Annotated in this window: 13 protein-coding genes; 7 read left to right on the top strand and 6 right to left on the bottom strand. The window is 71.7% G+C overall.

Annotated elements, in window-relative coordinates; all coding sequences use genetic code 11:
* Positions 1-8 precede the first annotated feature (8 nt).
* From ACE3SG_RS15135 to ACE3SG_RS15120, 4 genes are all read left to right on the top strand, one after another.
* Entirely contained in the window at positions 9-2,198 is a 2,190-nt protein-coding gene (locus tag ACE3SG_RS15135) for a putative bifunctional diguanylate cyclase/phosphodiesterase (RefSeq protein WP_374566263.1), read from the top strand.
* Positions 2,199-2,396: 198 nt separating this feature from the next.
* Positions 2,397-4,238 carry a TIR domain-containing protein gene (locus ACE3SG_RS15130; protein WP_374566262.1) on the top strand — a complete coding sequence of 614 codons (1,842 nt, stop codon included), beginning with the start codon at positions 2,397-2,399 and terminating at the stop codon, positions 4,236-4,238.
* Positions 4,239-4,335: 97 nt separating this feature from the next.
* Positions 4,336-5,505: a patatin-like phospholipase family protein gene (locus ACE3SG_RS15125; protein WP_374566260.1), complete on the top strand. Its 1,170-nt coding sequence runs from the start codon at positions 4,336-4,338 to the stop codon at positions 5,503-5,505.
* 25 nt (positions 5,506-5,530) lie between these two features.
* Positions 5,531-7,525 carry a tetratricopeptide repeat-containing protein gene (locus tag ACE3SG_RS15120; RefSeq protein WP_374566259.1) on the top strand — a complete coding sequence of 665 codons (1,995 nt, stop codon included), beginning with the start codon at positions 5,531-5,533 and terminating at the stop codon, positions 7,523-7,525.
* A 410-nt stretch (positions 7,526-7,935) separates the two neighbouring features.
* Here ACE3SG_RS15120 and ACE3SG_RS15115 read toward each other — a convergent pair whose 3' ends face one another.
* A complete protein-coding gene (locus ACE3SG_RS15115) occupies positions 7,936-8,574 on the bottom strand; it encodes a hypothetical protein (protein WP_374566257.1) in 639 nt (212 codons plus the stop codon).
* A 218-nt stretch (positions 8,575-8,792) separates the two neighbouring features.
* Here ACE3SG_RS15115 and ACE3SG_RS15110 point away from each other — a divergent pair, with 218 nt between their 5' ends.
* The gene (locus ACE3SG_RS15110) at positions 8,793-9,356 is read left to right on the top strand and encodes a DUF3617 domain-containing protein (protein WP_374566256.1); all 564 of its coding nucleotides are present in this window, start codon (positions 8,793-8,795) and stop codon (positions 9,354-9,356) included.
* A 21-nt stretch (positions 9,357-9,377) separates the two neighbouring features.
* On the opposite strand, the gene ACE3SG_RS15105 is transcribed toward ACE3SG_RS15110, so the two are convergent.
* From ACE3SG_RS15105 to moaC, 5 genes are all read right to left on the bottom strand, one after another.
* A complete protein-coding gene (locus tag ACE3SG_RS15105; RefSeq protein WP_374566255.1) occupies positions 9,378-10,049 on the bottom strand; it encodes a hemolysin III family protein in 672 nt (223 codons plus the stop codon).
* A 70-nt stretch (positions 10,050-10,119) separates the two neighbouring features.
* A complete protein-coding gene (locus ACE3SG_RS15100) occupies positions 10,120-10,869 on the bottom strand; it encodes an SDR family oxidoreductase (protein WP_374566253.1) in 750 nt (249 codons plus the stop codon).
* 85 nt (positions 10,870-10,954) lie between these two features.
* Positions 10,955-11,326 carry an energy transducer TonB gene (locus tag ACE3SG_RS15095; RefSeq protein ID WP_374566251.1) on the bottom strand — a complete coding sequence of 124 codons (372 nt, stop codon included), beginning with the start codon at positions 11,324-11,326 and terminating at the stop codon, positions 10,955-10,957.
* Between the two features lie 17 nt (positions 11,327-11,343).
* Entirely contained in the window at positions 11,344-12,900 is a 1,557-nt protein-coding gene (locus ACE3SG_RS15090; protein WP_374566250.1) for a methyl-accepting chemotaxis protein, read from the bottom strand.
* 208 nt (positions 12,901-13,108) lie between these two features.
* The gene (gene moaC / locus ACE3SG_RS15085; protein ID WP_374566248.1) at positions 13,109-13,591 is read right to left on the bottom strand and encodes a cyclic pyranopterin monophosphate synthase MoaC; all 483 of its coding nucleotides are present in this window, start codon (positions 13,589-13,591) and stop codon (positions 13,109-13,111) included.
* Positions 13,592-13,722: 131 nt separating this feature from the next.
* Here moaC and ACE3SG_RS15080 point away from each other — a divergent pair, with 131 nt between their 5' ends.
* Positions 13,723-15,363: a M48 family metalloprotease gene (locus tag ACE3SG_RS15080; RefSeq protein ID WP_374566246.1), complete on the top strand. Its 1,641-nt coding sequence runs from the start codon at positions 13,723-13,725 to the stop codon at positions 15,361-15,363.
* 127 nt (positions 15,364-15,490) lie between these two features.
* Positions 15,491-16,186: a lysoplasmalogenase gene (locus ACE3SG_RS15075; protein ID WP_374566244.1), complete on the top strand. Its 696-nt coding sequence runs from the start codon at positions 15,491-15,493 to the stop codon at positions 16,184-16,186.
* The last annotated feature ends 160 nt before the right edge of the window (positions 16,187-16,346 follow it).

Below are 16,346 nucleotides of genomic sequence, written 5' to 3'. Positions count from 1 at the left end.
CGTTACCCATGCGCAGGCCCCGCTTCACCCAGCTTCGCAGACGATCGATCCAGCGCCAGATCACGACGCTGGGCTTGGCCTTGACTGCGCTGGTGCTGGCGGGCTTTGCGGTCGGCATGGTGTTGCACGAGGCGGCCAACCGGCGCCAGTCGCTCGAAGCCAGCATGACCACCGAGGCCGAGATCATCGGCCGCAACAGCTCGGCCGCGGTCACCTTCGCCAATGACGAAGAGGCCAACGAGATCCTGGCATCGCTGGCCGCATCGCCCGACGTGCAGCAGGCCCGCATCTTCCTGCCCGATGGCCGCACGCTGGGCAGCTACACCGCCGAGCAGGCCACCGCCGAATGCCACGTGCTGCGGCCCGAAGGTGGCCGGGCGTGGGATCTGCGCTGGTGCGGCGCCGCGCTGTACCGGCCGATCCTGCTGCACGGCGCGGTCGTCGGCACGGTGGCGATGGAGGTCGGCCTGCGCTCGACCTACCGCGCGCTGGCCGGCACGATCGTCGTCAGCCTGGCGCTGGCCGCCCTGGCCTTCATCCTGTCGGTGCCGCTGTGGCGCCGCGTCGCGGCCCGCGTGGCCGAGCCGCTGACCCGGCTGGTCGAGTTGACCGAACGCGTCAGCCACGAGCAGGACTTTCGCCTGCGCGCCACTGCCAGCGGCAGCCGCGAGGTCGATGCGCTGGCCAGCGGCTTCAACCAGATGATGAGCCAGCTGCAGCAGCGCGACGAGCGGCTCAACCACGAGCTGCACCAGCGCCGCCAGGCCGAGGTGCGGCTGAACGACCTGGCCTACTTCGACCCGGTGACCGGGCTGCACAACCGCCACTACTTCCTCGAGCGCATCGATGCGGCGGTCGATCGCGCGGCGCGCGAGCAAGGCCGCTGCGCGCTGATCTACATCGACCTGGACGGCTTCAAGCAGGTCAACGACACCCTCGGCCACGACCGCGGCGACGAGCTGCTGAAAGAGGTCGGCCGGCGCCTGACCGACACGCTGCGGCGCAGCGACGGTGTCTGCCGCCTGGGCGGCGACGAGTTCGCGATCGTCATCGACGACGACAGCCACATCGAGCAGGTCGAGACGGTGACGGCCAAGCTGGTCGAGGTGCTGGCCGCGCCCTACCGCCTGGCCGACCAGCGTGGCGCCCAGGTCTCGGCCAGCATCGGTGCCTGCCTGTACCCCGACCATGCCGACGACCGCGACAGCCTGATGCGGCACGCCGACACGGCGATGTACCAGGCCAAGGAGCGCGGCAAGAACCGCTACTGGCTCTACCACGCCGGCGGCACCGAGCCGGCGAGCCGGCGCCAGCAGCTCGAGCAGGCGCTCGATGGCGCGCACGAGCGCGGCGAGCTGCACCTGGTCTACCAGCCGCAGGTGCTGATGTCGCCGGGCCACGGAGCCGGCGGCAATGCGCCGGTGGTCTTCGGCTTCGAGGCGCTGCTGCGCTGGCGCCACCCGGTGCTGGGCCTGATCAGCCCGGTCGAGTTCATCCCGCTGGCCGAGGCGAGCGGGACGATCGAGCCGATCGGCGAATGGGTGCTGCGCGAGGCGTGCGCCTGCCTGGTCCAGTGGCGCCAGATCCACCCGCAGCTGCAGATGAGCGTCAACCTGTCGGCACGCCAGCTCGCCAGCGACGAGGCGATCGACCGCCTGATCGGGGTGCTGCAGGCCAGCCAGCTGCCGGCCAGCGCGGTCGAGCTGGAGCTGACCGAATCGCTGCTGGTCGACCGCACCGAGCTGATGCTGGGCCGCCTGGGTCGCCTGCGCGACGCCGGCTTCGGCCTGGCGATCGACGACTTCGGCACCGGCTACTCGTCGCTCGCCTACCTGGACAGCTTCCCGATCACGACGCTGAAGATCGACCGCGCCTTCGTGCGCAATCTCGGCGCCCCGAGGGCTGGTCTGGCGTCCAACCCGCCCCCCGAGGGGGTCAAGGGACTTGGGGGCGGCCCTTCGTCCCTGGAGACCGGCGCGGCGCGCGGCGACGCGATCGCCCGAGCGATCGTCGCGATCGGTGCCGCGATCGGCGCCGACGTCATCGCCGAAGGCATCGAGACCCCGGCGCAAGCCCAGGCCCTGCACAAGCTCGGCTGCCGCCGCGGCCAGGGCTACCTCTACGCCGCGCCGCTGGGCGAAAGCGGCGCGTCGGACCTGCTGCGCACGTTGCCGGTCGACGCCGAGGCGGCCGCATAACATCGCAGTGCCCCCAGGTCCGGGCGGCGCCCGGCCCGCCCCCCGAGGGGGATCAAGAAACTCGGGAGCGGCCCTTCGTTTCTTGAGGCCGCCCCACTCCCTGGGGATGCCGATCCCCCTTGCTCTGGGGTCGACTCTGCCTTGCGGCCGCGCCGCTTTGCGGCGATGCTGGCGCCGGTTCGACGACACCGCGCCGCGATGCCCGACCTCTTCATCAGTTATGCCCGCGAAGACCGCGACACCGCTTTGGCGCTGGCCCAGGCGCTGCAGCGCCGCGGCATCGACGTCTGGTGGGACCGTGAGCTGACCGGCGGCGGAGACTTCGCGGCCGAGATCGAGCACAACCTGCGCGCCGCGCCGGTGGCGATCGTGCTGTGGTCGGCCGCCTCGGTCGCGTCGGACTTCGTGCGCGACGAGTCGGGCCGCGCGCGCGACATGGGCAAGCTGGTGCCGGTGCGCATCAGCCCGGTCGAGCTGCCGCTGGGCTTCGGCACGCTGCACACGCTGGACCTGCTCGACTGGGACGGCGCCCCGAACGCCGAGGCCTGCGTGGCGCTGGTCAACCAGGTTCGCCAGCGGCTGGACAAAGCCGGCCCGCGCGACACCCAGGCCAACGAAGCGGCCCGCCAGGCCAGGCTGGCGCAGCTGGCCAGCGAAGACACGCTGGGCCACCGTCGGCGCAAGCGCCGCCTGGTGCTGGGCCTGGGCGTGGCGGGGGCCGTCGGTGCGGTCGGCCTGGGCCTGGTGGGCTGGCGGCGCTTCAACCGCGCCGAGGCGCTGGCCCACCTCGGCCAGGCGCTGGCAGACCACTTCGCCAACCCACCGCGGCTGGAGAGCGCCCAAAGCGAATACGCCAGCGCGATCGAGCTCGATGGTGGCCTGGCCACCGCGCACTACTTTCTCGCCCACCTGTACGCCCAGCTGATGCTGCGCGGCAGCCCACCGCCCAGCGGCGAGCTGCTCGAAGCGCTGCGGGCCGATGCGCGCCTGCACTTCCAGCGCGCGCTGGACACGCCGGACCGGCTCGACGGCGCACAGCGCGTGATCGCCCGCGGACAACTGGCGCTGCTGAGCCAGGTCGACGCGGCCGCGGCGGTGAGCCGGCCGGTGCAGTTGGACGATGAGGCCGAGGCCGGCGGCACCGGCGAAGGCGCCCACCCCGCCCCCGCGCCGGTGCGCATCGACGACACCGCGCCCGTGCCGCCGCCGGCCAGCGTGGGCAGCACCGCGCCGGGCCGCACCGGCAGCGGCGCCGGCGTGCCGGACCGGCCGGTCGAGGTGGCGCGGCCACCGGTACCGCCTGTGCCGCCCACCGCCGCCAGCGCCGTGCCGCGCCAGCGTGTGCCGGCGGCGGCCGAGATCGCGCAGGCCGCCCGCAGCCGCAGCGAAGCGCTGTTCAGCGCCGACCGCGACAGCCGCCTGGCGGCCAGCACCTCGTTGACGCTGGACCCGGCCGGCGCCGCCGAGGCGCTGCCGTCGGCGATCACGCAGGCCCGCCGCGCGCTGAGCAGCGCGCCGCAGGCCGAGGCCACCCGCCAGGGCCTGGACGCGACGCTGGCGCTGCTCGAACGCGCCAGCCCGTCGTCGCTGCGCGAGGTGCGGGCGCCGCTGCAGGCACTGCTGGGCGAACTGGCCGCGTCGCCGCTGGCACCAAGCACCGCCGGCGCGGCCTCGCGCCTGACCAGCGCCATCGAACGCAGCGCCCAGCGGCGCCCGGTCGCCTACCTGCAGATCGCGCGCGAAAGCCAGCGCCCGATCGCGCAGGCGCTGGCGCAACGCCTGGCCGCCGCCGGCTACGTGACGCCGGCGATCGAGCTCACCGGCGAGGCGCGCGCCCCCGCCAAGCCGAGCCTGCGGGTGCAAGGCGCGAGCGACCCCGACCTCGCGCGCTGGTGCCAGAAGGCACTCGAAGACGCCGCCGGCGCCCCGGTCGAGCTGGCCTTTCTGCGCCGCGCGCAACCGGCCACCGACACGTACGAGATCTGGTTCGACAAGGCGCTGTGTGCCCCCGGCGGGCGCAGCCTGCCGGCATGTGCATGAGGTGGGCGCAGCCTGCCCGCATGTGCTGCATGACACAGGCACAGCCTGACCCGCGATGCGGCCGCGCGAACCGCCGCCCCACCCCAAGGAGACCCCGATGAGCACCGCCCTGCTGCAACGCCTGGACGCCCCCGGCCCGAAGAAGATCCTGGCCTGCGATGGCGGTGGCATCCTCGGCCTGGTCAGCGTCGAGATCCTGGCCGTGATCGAGGCCGAGCTGCGTGCCCAGACCGGCCAGCCGCACCTGGTGCTGGCCGATTGGTTCGACTTCTGCTGCGGCACCTCGACCGGCGCGATCATCGCCGCCTGCATCTCGGCCGGCATGAGCGTCGCGCAGATCCGCCGCTTCTATGTCGACAGCGGGCAGGACATGTTCCACAAGGCCAGCATCCTGAACCGGCTGAAGTACAGCTACGAAGACGAGCCGCTGGCCGCCAAGCTGAAGACCGAGCTGAACCGCGCGCTCGGCCACCCCGCCGACGCCCGCCCCGCCACGCTCGGCGACCCCGGCCTGCGCACGCTGCTGATGATGGTGCTGCGCAACCACTCGACCGATTCGCCGTGGCCGGTCAGCAACCACCCGCGCGCCAAGTACAACCAGCTGGCGCGGCCCGACTGCAACCTGCACCTGCCGCTGTGGCAGCTGGTGCGCGCCAGCACCGCGGCGCCCACCTTCTTCCCGCCCGAGGTCGTCACGCTCGGCCAGGGCAGCGAGAAAGAGCACCAGTTCGTCTTCGTCGACGGTGGCGTCACCACCTACAACAACCCGGCGTTCCTCGCCTTCCAGATGGTCACCGCGCGCCCCTACCAGGTGAACTGGCAGACCGGGCCCGACGAGCTGCTGATCGTCTCGGTCGGCACCGGCGGCGCGGCCAAGGCGCGGCCCGACCTGCAGGCCGACGACCTGTGGCTGCTCGACCATGCGAAGAACATCCCCGGCGCGCTGATGAACGCCGCCAGCGCCGGCTGGGACATGGCCTGCCGCGTGGTCGGCGACTGCCGCTACGGCTCCGAGCTGGACCACGAGGTCGGTGACCTCGTCGGCCTGGCCGGCGCGGCGACCTCGACCTGCCAGAAGCAGTTCAGCTACGTGCGCTACGACCCCGAGGTCAGCCGCGCTGGGCTCGACGCGCTGGGCCTGAACGACCTCGACCCGCGGGCGGTGCAGGTGATGGACTCGGTCGACCACATCCCGCGCATCCAGCAGCTCGGGGCCACCTACGCCGCGCAGGTCGTGCGGCCCGATCACTGGCGCGGCTTTGTCTGACCCCCGGCCCCAGCGCCGCAGTGCCATGAAACCCCACGCCTTCATCGCGATGCCCTTCGGCCCCAAGCCCGGCCCCGGCGGCCAGGCGATCGACTTCAACCGCGTGCTCGACGAGCTGATCCGCCCGGCGCTCGAAGCCGCGGGCTGCGAGGTGTTTCGGGCCGATGAAGAGATGCGCGCCGGCGACATCCGCGTCGACATGTTCCAGGAGCTGCTGGTGGCCGACCTGGTGGTGGCCGACCTGACGCTGGCCAACGCCAACGTCTGGTACGAGCTCGGCGTGCGCCATGCGCTGCGCGCGCGCGGCGTGGTGCTGGTGTACGGCGCCGACGCCAGCTGGGGCGTCGATGCCGACAGCGCCAAGGCCTTCGACACCTACACCGAGCGCAAGCTGCGCTACCACCTGGCCCTGGGCGCGCCCGATGCGGCGACGCTGCCGGCCGACATCGAGCGCCTGGCAACGATGGCGCGCGAGACGCTGGCCACCTCGACGCGGCGCAAGGTCAGCCCGGTCTACGCGCTGCTGCCGCACCTGCAGCAGCCGCAGTGGCACAAGCTGCTGCTGGCCGATGCCAATGAGTTCAGCGACAGCTACAACGACTGGGCGCGGCGGATGGAGGTGGCGCGCCAGCGCAACCGGCCGGGCGACATCATGACGCTGGCCAACGAGACACCGACCCGCGCGCTGGCGCTCGAAGCCAAGCGCGAGGCCGGCAACTCGCTGCTGAAGCTGCAGCAGCCCGGCCTGGCGCTGGAGCAGTTCGACGCCGCACTGGCGATCGACCCCGAAGACATCCAGGCGCGGCAGAAGAAGGCCATCTGCCTCGGCCGCCTCGGCCGCTTCGAAGAGGCCCGCGAGTGGACGCAGGCGCTGACCCACGACCACCCGACCGACGCCGAATGCTGGGCCCTCGCTGGCCGGGTCGAAAAAGACGGCTGGGTCGGCCGCTGGCACCCGGCGCCGGGTGCGGCCGTGGCGCTCGAGCCCGGCGCGCTGAAGGACGCCGCGGCGCTCGAAGACGCGAGCCTGGGCGAGGCGATCGCACCGTACCGCAGTGCGTTCATGGCCGACCCGTCGCACCACTACTCGGGCATCAACGCGCTGATGCTGACGGTGCTGCGCGCGCACCTGGGCGGCGACACCAGCCCGGCCGAGACCGAGGCCCTGCTCGGCGGCGTGCGCTGGGCCGTGGCCAGCGCACTGGCCCATGCCCCGCGCGACTACTGGGCCCGCGCGTCGCAGGCGATGCTGAGCCTGCTGTGTTTCGACGCCAGCGCCGTGCAGCGCGACCACCGCGCCGCGGCCGCCGCCGCCGACCGCGACTGGTTCGCGCTCGACTCGTCGCTGCAATCGCTGGGGCTGTTGCGCGACGTGGGCTTCCGCCCCGCCGAGACGGCGCTGGCGATCGACCTCGTCGAGCGTGAAATCAAGCGCCTGGCGCCACCTTTCGTGCCGCGCCAGGTGCTGCTGTTCTCGGGCCACATGGTCGACGCACCGGGCCGCGAGACGCCGCGCTTTCCGGCCGCGCTCGAAGGCGCTGCCGCACGCGAGATCGGTGCCGCCATCGACAGCCTGGGCGCCGGCGTGGGCGACCTGGCGCTGTGCCAGTGCGCGGCGGGTGGCGACATCCTGTTCCTCGAAGCGGCGCAGGCGCGCGGCATCCGCTGCCAGATCATGTTGCCGACCGACGAGCCCGAGTACATCCAGCGCTCGATCCTGCCCAGCACCGACGGCGCCGCCTGGCGCGAGCGCTGGTTCGCGGTGCGCGCCAAACTGCCCGACCCACCGCGCCTGATGCCCGAAGACCTCGGCCCCGCCCCGCGCGGCGTCAGCGCCTACGAGCGCTGCAACGACTGGCTGATGAACACCGCACTCGCCTGGGGCCCCGACAAGACGCGCTTTCTGTGCCTGTGGAACGGCGCCGGCGGCGATGGGCCGGGGGGCACGCAGCACATGATGGACGAGGTCAAGCGGCGCACGGGGCGGGTGAAGTGGATCGATACCAGGACCTTGGCTTGAGCTTTTGCGTGCGAGGGTCGGCGCGTGGGCCGGCCGCCCGGGGCATCTTCCGCGGCTCGCTCGCGGGCCACTGCTTGAGGTGATCAACGGGCGGCCCATCAACACGGTGTGGCGGCGATGGATGCGTGGGGGCGACCGCGAATAAGAGCCGCTGAAGTTGCCCCGGGCACCCGCCCCCTGCACACCGCGTGACAGGGCACGGCGTGCCACGCCAGGGTGGGTGCCTCAGGGTGATGGTGGTGCCCCCGCTCGGCGGCCCTCATTCGCGGTCGCCCCAACCGGCCCCAGGCACCACCGTGTTGATGGGCAGCCCGTGCCTCACCTCAAACAGTGGCCCGCGAGCGGGCCGCAGAGCGGGGGCACCGCCGTCGCCCTGCGCCACGCCCTCTGCAGGCGTGTGTTCAATCAACTCACTTGCAGCGAATATGCGCCTGGAACCAGGCCTCCATGTTCCAGGTGTTCGCCGGGTCGGTGATCCACTCGGCCGCCGCATTGATGCCCGGCATCGGCCCCCACGGCGGCACGCCGTTCAGGCCCAGGCTCAGCGGGGTCAGCATCGGCTGCACATAAGGCGGCAGGTAGGTCGTGAACGGGGTCGGGAAGTTGGCCACCGGCGAGCCGCCCACCGAGATCGGCTGCGCCGCGCTGACATGCCAGTACTTGGCCGCCTGGGTCAGCAGGCTAGTGGTGCCGTTGTCGAACTTGCAGCCCTTCTGGCCGGTGAGCTTGAACTCGCCCAGCAGGTCCGGCCCGCCACCGCCCACGTCCTGCACCCAGATGTTGAGCCAGTAGTCCTTGAAGTGCGTGCCGGCCGAGGTGGGTGGCAACCACAGCGTGGCGGTGTAGGTGATCGGCCAGCCCCAGCCGCTGGCGTACTGGTAGCCGTCGGTGGTGACCTGGGTCGTGAGGTAGATCTTCCACTGGTCGTCGCCATTGAGCTTGGCGGTCAGCAGCGTGTACTGGGCCGAGGCGGTGAGCGGTGCGGCCAGCAGGGTCAGCGCGCAAGCCAGGGCGGCTGCGCCGGGGTTCAGGCGGGGTGACGTCGTCATGGTGGTCTCCTTGTTTCGACAGTCGGATAAGGCCTGTTCACGCGGAGGCGGGCAGCCTGCCGATGGGTGGTCGCCCGGCGCCGCGCGGCCGTCACTCTATGCCGCTTGACCCGCCAGCGCACGCCCACGCCGCCGTGTTTGTGGGGCTTGCGCAGACGCCGGTGGCGCCGCAAACTCACCCGCCGCGGCGCCCCGCCCGTGCCCTGAAGACGACCCCCATGAACCAGCCTCTTTGCGCCTCGTCGCTGATCGTGATGGCAGCCCTGCTGGCCGGCCCCGCCGCCGCCCAGAGTGCCTTCAAGCTGCAACCCGGCCTGTGGGAGCAGTCGATGACGATGAAGACGGCCAACGGCGAGATGGAAGCCAAGATGGCCCAGATGCAGCAGCAGATGGCCAGCATGCCGCCCGAGCAGCGCAAGATGATCGAAGACATGATGGCCAAGCAGGGCGTGGGCATGGGCGGGCGCAACAACGCCATCCGGATGTGCATCAGCGCCGAGCAGGCCGAGCGTGGTGACATGCCCCAGCACGAAGGCAACTGCAAGCAAGAGATGCTCGAACGCACCGGCACCACCATCCGCTACCGCTTCAGCTGCACCGGCGAACGCCCCACCAGCGGCGAAGGCGAGTACACGATGACCAGCCCGACCGCCTACAACGGCCGCGCCAGCGTGGTGACCCAGGTCAAGGGCAAGCCCGAGAAGATCGACATGACGCAGAGCGGCCACTGGGTCAGCGCCGACTGCGGCGCCATCAAGCCGCTGAAGCTGAACAAGCCCTGAGCGCAGCCCCGGGGGCGCGCTTCACACCGCGTACCAGAGCGCGGCGAAGAAGTGGCAGACGCTGCCGCCGATCACGAACAGGTGCCAGACGAAGTGCGCGTAGCGCACGCGGTGGTCGAGCAGAAAGACCACCGCCCCCAGCGTGTAGCTCAGGCCGCCGGCCACCAGCCACACGATCCCGGTCACCGGCATGCGGTCGATCAGCGGACCGGCCGCGATGACCGCCACCCAGCCCATCGCCACATACAGCGCGGTCGACCACAGCGGGTGCTTCAGCCGGTCCAGCAGCTTGATCGTGACACCCAGGGCCGCGGCCGCCCAGACGATGACGAACAGCGCCCAGCCCCAGCCGCCGCGCAGCACGCCGAGCGTGAACGGCGTGTAGCTGCCGGCGATGAAGAGGTAGATGGCGGCGTGGTCCAGCCGGCCCAGCCACACCTTGGCCGTGCCGCTGGGGATCGCGTGGTACAGCGTCGAGATCAGGTACAGCAAGATGGCCGTGCCGGCGAACACGCTGGCACCGACGACGTTGACCGCCGTGCCACGCTGCGCCGCGTAGAACACCAGGATCGGCAACGACGCGATCGCCAGCACACAGCCCAGGCCGTGGCTGATCGCGTTGGCAATCTCTTCGCCCAGCGTCTGCGGGCGATCGGCGGTGACGATGCGCGCGGTGTTCATGGTGACGTTCATGGTACTCAGGCCCGACGGCCCGACGATCCCTCAAGCAGGTGAAGCCTTCATGACACCTTAGGGGGCAATTTCAGCGCCCACCGGTCACATCGAGCAGCGCGCCGGTCACATAGGCCGCGTCGTCCGACAGCAGCCAGACGATCGCCTGCGCCACCTCGTCGGCCGTGCCCAGCCGTGCCAGCGGGATCAGCGGCGCCGCGGCCGCCAGGCGCTCGGCATGGCCGCTGGCGGCGTGGATCTCCGTGTCGATGATGCCGGGCCGCACCGCGTTGACGCGGATGCCGTCGGCCGCCACCTCGCGCGCCAGGCCGGTGGTGAAGTGGTCGATCGCCGCCTTGCTCATCGAGTAGTCGAGGTACAGCCCCGGTGAGCCGACGCGGGCCGCAGCCGACGACAGGTTGACGATCACGCCGCCCTGGCCACCGTGGCCCCTGCCCATGCGGCGGATCGCCTCGCGCGCGCACAGCACCGCGCCGCTCAGGTTGATCGCCCACATGCGGGCCAGCCGCTCGGCGCTCATCTGGTCAACCCGCGCGGCCACGTCGACCACGCCGGCGTTGTTGACCAGGCCGTGCAGCGGGCCCAATTGCTCGTCGACGGCGGCGAACATCGCCATCAGCTGCGCCTCGTCGGCCACATCGGCCGGCACGACCAGCGCCCGCCGGCCCTCTGCCCGCACCGCAGCCGCCACCTCTTCGGCCGCGCCGCGCTCATGTCGGCAATTGACGGCCACGTTCCAGCCAGCCTTCGCGGCCAACACCGCGGTGGCGGCACCGATGCCGCGGCTGGCGCCGGTGATCAGCAGGTTGCGTTCGGTCATGCGTCTGTCCCCCCATGGCAAAGGCCCCGCCGGTTGGGGCGAGGCCTTTGGATTGTGGGGCTGCGGGCGGCGCGCCGCCGCGCGCTCACTCTTGCGTGAAGACCAGCTTCAGCTCGAAGGTCTGCGGCTTGCCGCTGGCTTCGAACTTCCACTGGTTCAGCGCGGTGGTCGCGGCGTCGTTGAAGATCTTGGCCTTGGCCGGCGTGGCTTCGACGATGGCGACCTCGGTCACCGCGCCGTTGCCGTCGATCGTCAGCTTGGCTTTCAGCACGCCATCGGTGACGCCCTTGCGGGTGGCTTCGCCGGGGAACTCCGGCGGCACCTTCTTGACGATCTTCGGCGGGCCATCGGCATGCGCCAGGTGGGGGGTGAAGGCCAGCGCAGCGGCCAGTACCAGGCCGCAGGCGGCCGTCAGCGGGGCCCACGGGGCGGCGGGCAGGGAAGCGATCTTCTTCATGGCGATGTGCTTTCAGCTCAGGCGGCGGTGGGGATGCGGAAGAACTCGACGCTGGACACCAGGCGCGAGGCGTTGGACTTCAACGATTCGGTCGTCGCAGCCAGTTGTTCGACCAATGCGGCGTTTTGTTGAGTCGCCTGGTCCAGGTCGGCCACGCTGGTGTTGACCGAGCCGATGCCGCTCTCCTGCTGCTGGCTGGCGATGCTGACCTCTTCGATCAGCTGGCGCACGCCGACGACCTCGTCGACGATGCCCTTGATGCGGCTGCCGACATCGGCCACCGTCTGCGTACCGACGGCCACCTTCTCAGCCGAGTCGTCGATCAGCACCTTGATCTCCTTGGCGGCCGAGGCGGCGCGCGCGGCCAGCGAGCGCACCTCGCCCGCCACCACCGCGAAGCCACGGCCCTGCTCGCCGGCGCGGGCAGCTTCGACCGCCGCGTTCAGCGCCAGGATGTTGGTTTGGAACGCGATGCCGTCGATCACCGAGATGATGTCTTTGATGCGGGTGCTCGACTCGGCGATGCGGGTCATCGTGCCGACCAGGCTGTCGACCGATTCGCCGCCGTCGATCACGGCGCTGCGGGCGCGCGCGGCCACGTCAGAGGCCTCGCGCGACTTGGCGCTCGAGCCGGCCACGGTGGCCGAGATCTCTTCCATCGCCGACGCGGTCTGCTGTAGGTTGGTCGAGGCGCGCTCGGTGCGGGCCGACAGGTCGGCGTTGCCGTGGGCGATCTCGTCGGAGCTGTTGGCCACGTCGCGCGCGGCGCGGGTCACGTCTTCGATCACGTGGGTCAGGTGACCTTGCATGTCGTCCATCGTGGTGAGCAGCAGCGCGATCTCGTCGCGGCCCTCGGCCTGGATGCGCCCGCGCAGGTCACCGGCCTTGATGGCCTGGGCGGCGGCGACGGCCTGGCCCAGCGGCTGCGTGATCGAGCGCGAGATCGTGAAGCCGGCGGCCACCGCGAGCAGCACGCCGACCGCCCCCAGCGCCATCGCCCCCAGGCTCGTGGCATGCGCGGTCTTGTGGCCATTGGCGGCGCGGTCTTCGGCCTGGTTCGAGATCACCGCGGCGAGCGAGTCCACGGCCTTCTCGTAAGCGGCCTGCACCGGGCGCAGCTCGATCAGCAGCGCGGTGCGGGCGTCGTCGGGGTTGCCGGCGTCCAGCGTTTCGAGGAACTTGCCGACCGTCTTGGTGTACTGGTCCTTGCTTTCGCGCACCGCGGTGATCGCCGCGTCGCTGTCGCCGCCGGAGCCCAGGCCGATCAGCTTGGTGAAGGTCTCGTCGGCATCGGCCAGGTTCTTCTTGATCAGCTCGCGCTGCTTCTTGATCTGGCCCGCCCCATCGACCAGCAGCAGCTCGCGGCTGGCGCGGGCGATCAGGCCCGCTTGCTGTTCCAGCTGGTAGGCCATCTGGACACGGGTCAGATCGATGGTGGCGGTGGCCTCCAGGTCGTCGGCCAGCCGGCTGCTGCTCACCGCGCTGTAGCCGCACACGGCCAGCAGCAACACGATCAGCGCACCGAAGGCCAGCGCCAAGCGCGCGCCGATCTTCATATTCCTGAGAAACGTCACAACAAGAACCCTCCTGGGGTACGACAAAGACGATCGGCCAGCCTTGTCAGGCGTCAAGCCGTCGTTGCAGTATCGGCAGGGGTGTGTGCGACTGAAGCCCTCAAGTTGAGGGTGAATACGGGCTTATTACCGTGCCATGACGGCCGAGGTGTGACCGGCGGCACGGTCGGGCACCGGTCGGGTGACGGTCGCGCGACTGTCGGCAGCGTCAGGCGCCGGCGACCCAGTGGCCCGACTTGCCGCCCACCTTCTCCAGCAGGCGCACGTCGGTCATCACCATGCCGCGGTCGGCGGCCTTGCACATGTCGTAGATGGTGAGCAGGCCGACCTGCACAGCGGTGAGCGCTTCCATCTCGACGCCGGTGCGGCCGAAGGTCTCGGCCTGCACGGTGCAGTGCACGGCCGAAGCGGGCTCGTCGAGCGTGAACTCGGCGCTGACCCGCGTCAGCGGCAGCGGGTGGCACAGCGGGATCAGCTCGGCGGTGCGCTTGGCGGCCTGGATCGCCGCGATGCGGGCGATGCCGATCACGTCGCCCTTGCCGGCTTGGCCGCCGGCGATCAGCGCCAGGGTGGCCGGCTGCATGCGGATCGTGCCGGTGGCGCGGGCCACGCGGTGCGTCTCGGCCTTGGCCGCCACGTCGACCATGTGGGCCTGGCCGTGGGAATCGAAGTGGGTCAGCGGATCGGACATGGCGTGTTGTAAAGGGGCGCGACACATGGCACCCGATGGGCGATGTCATGATAGCGACCGCCCGGCCGGAACCTTCATGGGCCGGCCCGGTCCATCGGCATTCGCTCACCCGCCAACGACTGCACGCCGCCTTGTCCCACCTCACCCCCCGCCTGCGCCGCGCGCGCCCCTGGCCGGCCGCCGGCCGTTGGATGCCCCTGGCGCTGGCCGCCGCGCTGATCGGCACCTGGCCCGCGAGCCAACCCGCCGCCCAGGTGCGCCTGCCGGCGCTGGGCGACTCGGTGTCCGAGGATTTCGACATCCTGGCCGAGCGGCGCCTGGGCGACCGCATCATGCGCGAGGTCCGGCGCGACCCGGCCTACCTGGACGACCCGGCGCTGCTCGAATACCTGTTGTCGCTGTTCGACCCGCTGCTGGCCGCCGCCCGCTCACGCGGCGAAATCGGCGTCGACCTCGACAAGGCCTTTGCCTGGGAGCCGTTCCTGGTCGGCGAGCGGCCGGTCAACGCGTTTGCGCTGCCGGGCGGCTATGTCGGCGTCTACCTCGGGCTGATCGCCTTGACGGGCAGCAGCGACGAGCTGGCCTCGGTGCTGGCGCACGAGCTGTCGCACGTGACGCAGCGCCACATCGCCCGCAGCGCGATCAGCCAGCAGCGCCAGGGCCTGGCGACGATGGCCGGCATGATCCTGGGCGTGCTGGCGGCCAGCCGCGCCCAGAGCACCGATGCCGCGCAGGCCGTGATCATGGGCACCCAGGCCGCCGCGGTGCAGGGGCAGCTGAACTTCTCGCGCGAGATGGAGCGTGAGGCCGACCGCATCGGCATCGAGGTGCTGGGCAGCGCCGGTTTCTCGCCCGCCGGCATGGTCGGCATGTTCGAGAAGCTCGACGGGGCGATGCGCCTGAACGACAGCAACCAGTACCCCTACCTGCGCAGCCACCCGTTGACGATCGAGCGCATCAGCGACGCCCGCCTGCGGGTGCGCGAGGCCGGCCTGCCGGCGCCGGTGAAATCGGCCGTGCCGCATGCGCTGATGCAGGCCCGCGCAAAGGCGCTGATGGACCGCACCGACCAGGCCTTGTTGCGCCTGCAGGGGCTGGCGGCGCCCGGCTCGCCGGCCCACGACCTGGCGCGCCTGGCCACGCTGTACGCCGGGGCGCAGGCCTCGATCCTGCTGCGCGATTTCGACCACGCCGCACAGGCCATCGGCGCCGGCGAGGCGCTGGCCCGCGGCCCGTTCGCCAACGAGCCCGAGGCGCTGCGCCAGTTCGCGCTGCTGCGGGTGTCGATGCTGGCCGAGCGCGGTGGCCCGGCGGCCCAGCTGGCGCCGGCCCTGAGCACCGCGCTGGCGCCACTGGCCAGCGACCGCACCCGCCCGGCGATGATGGTGCGGGCCCAGGCCGCGCTGGCCCGCCAGCGCAGCGGCGACCCCGGCGCCACCGACGCGCTGCGCCAGGCCACCGAGGCGCTGCAGACCTGGGTCGCCGAGCACAAGCGCGACGCGCTGGCCTGGCAGACGCTGGCCCAATGCGCCGAGCCGCTGGGCCTGCGGCTGCGCTCGCTGCGCGCCGGTGCCGAAGCCGCGTTTGCCAATGGCGACGTGCTCGGCGCGGTCGACCGGCTGCGCGCGGCGCGCCAGGTGGCGCTGGACACGCGCTCCGACGACTATGTCGAGGTGTCGGTGATCCAGTCGCGGCTGCGCGAGCTCGAAGGCGACCGGCGCCGCCTGTTGGCCGAGATGCGCGGCGAGCGCCACCCGGAAGACGTGCAGTAACGCCACCACCAGCCGAGGGGCGAATGCGACGGCCGGTGCTTTCCCCGATGGCCGGCAGCGGCCGGGCTGGCCACAGTGCGCCGCGCGGGCGCCGTTGCCCGCGCCCCTGCGACCCGCCGCGCCCCGCATGCCCCCCACCCTGCACCGATGGCTGCTGCCCGCCGCCGCCCTGACCGCTGCCCTGGCCATCGCCGCCGAGCCGCTGGGCCAGGCCTGGCTGAACTTCGTCTTCAAGCCGCTGACGACGCTGCTGCTGATCGCCTGGGCCTGGCCGCGCGGCGCAGAAGACGGCCCCCGCCGCACCTGGCTGCGCGCAGGGCTGTGGCTGTCGCTGGTGGGCGACGTGGCGCTGATGTGGCCGCAGCAGGGCTTTCTGCCCGGGCTGGTCGCGTTCCTGCTGGCCCACCTGGCCTACATCGTCGCTTTCACGCGCGGCCTGCGGCTGGCGGCCCGGCCGCTGCCGTTCGTGGCCTACGCCGCGCTGGCGGCGCTGATCCTGTCGCAGCTGTGGCCGGGTGTGCCGGCCCCGCTGCGTGCGCCGGTGCTGGCGTATGTCGGCGCGCTGGCCTGCATGGCGGCGCAAGCCGCGGCCTTCTGGCTGGCCGCCCGCGGCAGCGATGCCGAGCCCTGGGCCCGACGGGCGGCGATCGGCGGCGCCTTGTTCATGGCGTCGGACGCGACGCTGGCGGTCAACAAGTTCGCCACCGCGTTGCCGGCGGCGAGTTTCTGGATCCTGGCGACCTATTGGCTGGCCCAGGCCTGCATCGCCGGCTCGTTGCGGCCCCCTCTGGCCCGGCCTGCAGACAAGATGTCGCACGAATGACGGGCGATTCGGCGCCTGCCCGCCGAGGCTGAGCCGGTCGCCGGGGCACCGGCGGCGATCATCGCCGCCCGCTGAACGCCAAAAACCGCACGGGTGAAAGCCCGAAATAGGCTTATTTCACCGGCCAATTGGCCGAAACGTAGAAGGCCCGTAGCCCCCG

Source organism: Ideonella sp. (assembly GCF_041914305.1).
GTDB lineage: Bacteria > Pseudomonadota > Gammaproteobacteria > Burkholderiales > Burkholderiaceae_C > Ideonella.
This window is presented reverse-complemented; position numbering and strand designations above follow the sequence as displayed.

Bases quoted from the DNA above. Each gene is read 5' to 3' on its own strand.
- ACE3SG_RS15135 (WP_374566263.1), top strand. From the start codon at position 9: ATGCGCAGGCCCCGCTTCACCCAGCTTCGCAGACGATCGATCCAGCGC.
- ACE3SG_RS15130 (WP_374566262.1), top strand. From the start codon at position 2,397: ATGCCCGACCTCTTCATCAGTTATGCCCGCGAAGACCGCGACACCGCT.
- ACE3SG_RS15125 (WP_374566260.1), top strand. From the start codon at position 4,336: ATGAGCACCGCCCTGCTGCAACGCCTGGACGCCCCCGGCCCGAAGAAG.
- ACE3SG_RS15120 (WP_374566259.1), top strand. From the start codon at position 5,531: ATGAAACCCCACGCCTTCATCGCGATGCCCTTCGGCCCCAAGCCCGGC.
- ACE3SG_RS15115 (WP_374566257.1), bottom strand. From the start codon at position 8,574: ATGACGACGTCACCCCGCCTGAACCCCGGCGCAGCCGCCCTGGCTTGC.
- ACE3SG_RS15110 (WP_374566256.1), top strand. From the start codon at position 8,793: ATGAACCAGCCTCTTTGCGCCTCGTCGCTGATCGTGATGGCAGCCCTG.
- ACE3SG_RS15105 (WP_374566255.1), bottom strand. From the start codon at position 10,049: ATGAACGTCACCATGAACACCGCGCGCATCGTCACCGCCGATCGCCCG.
- ACE3SG_RS15100 (WP_374566253.1), bottom strand. From the start codon at position 10,869: ATGACCGAACGCAACCTGCTGATCACCGGCGCCAGCCGCGGCATCGGT.
- ACE3SG_RS15095 (WP_374566251.1), bottom strand. From the start codon at position 11,326: ATGAAGAAGATCGCTTCCCTGCCCGCCGCCCCGTGGGCCCCGCTGACG.
- moaC (WP_374566248.1), bottom strand. From the start codon at position 13,591: ATGTCCGATCCGCTGACCCACTTCGATTCCCACGGCCAGGCCCACATG.
- ACE3SG_RS15075 (WP_374566244.1), top strand. From the start codon at position 15,491: ATGCCCCCCACCCTGCACCGATGGCTGCTGCCCGCCGCCGCCCTGACC.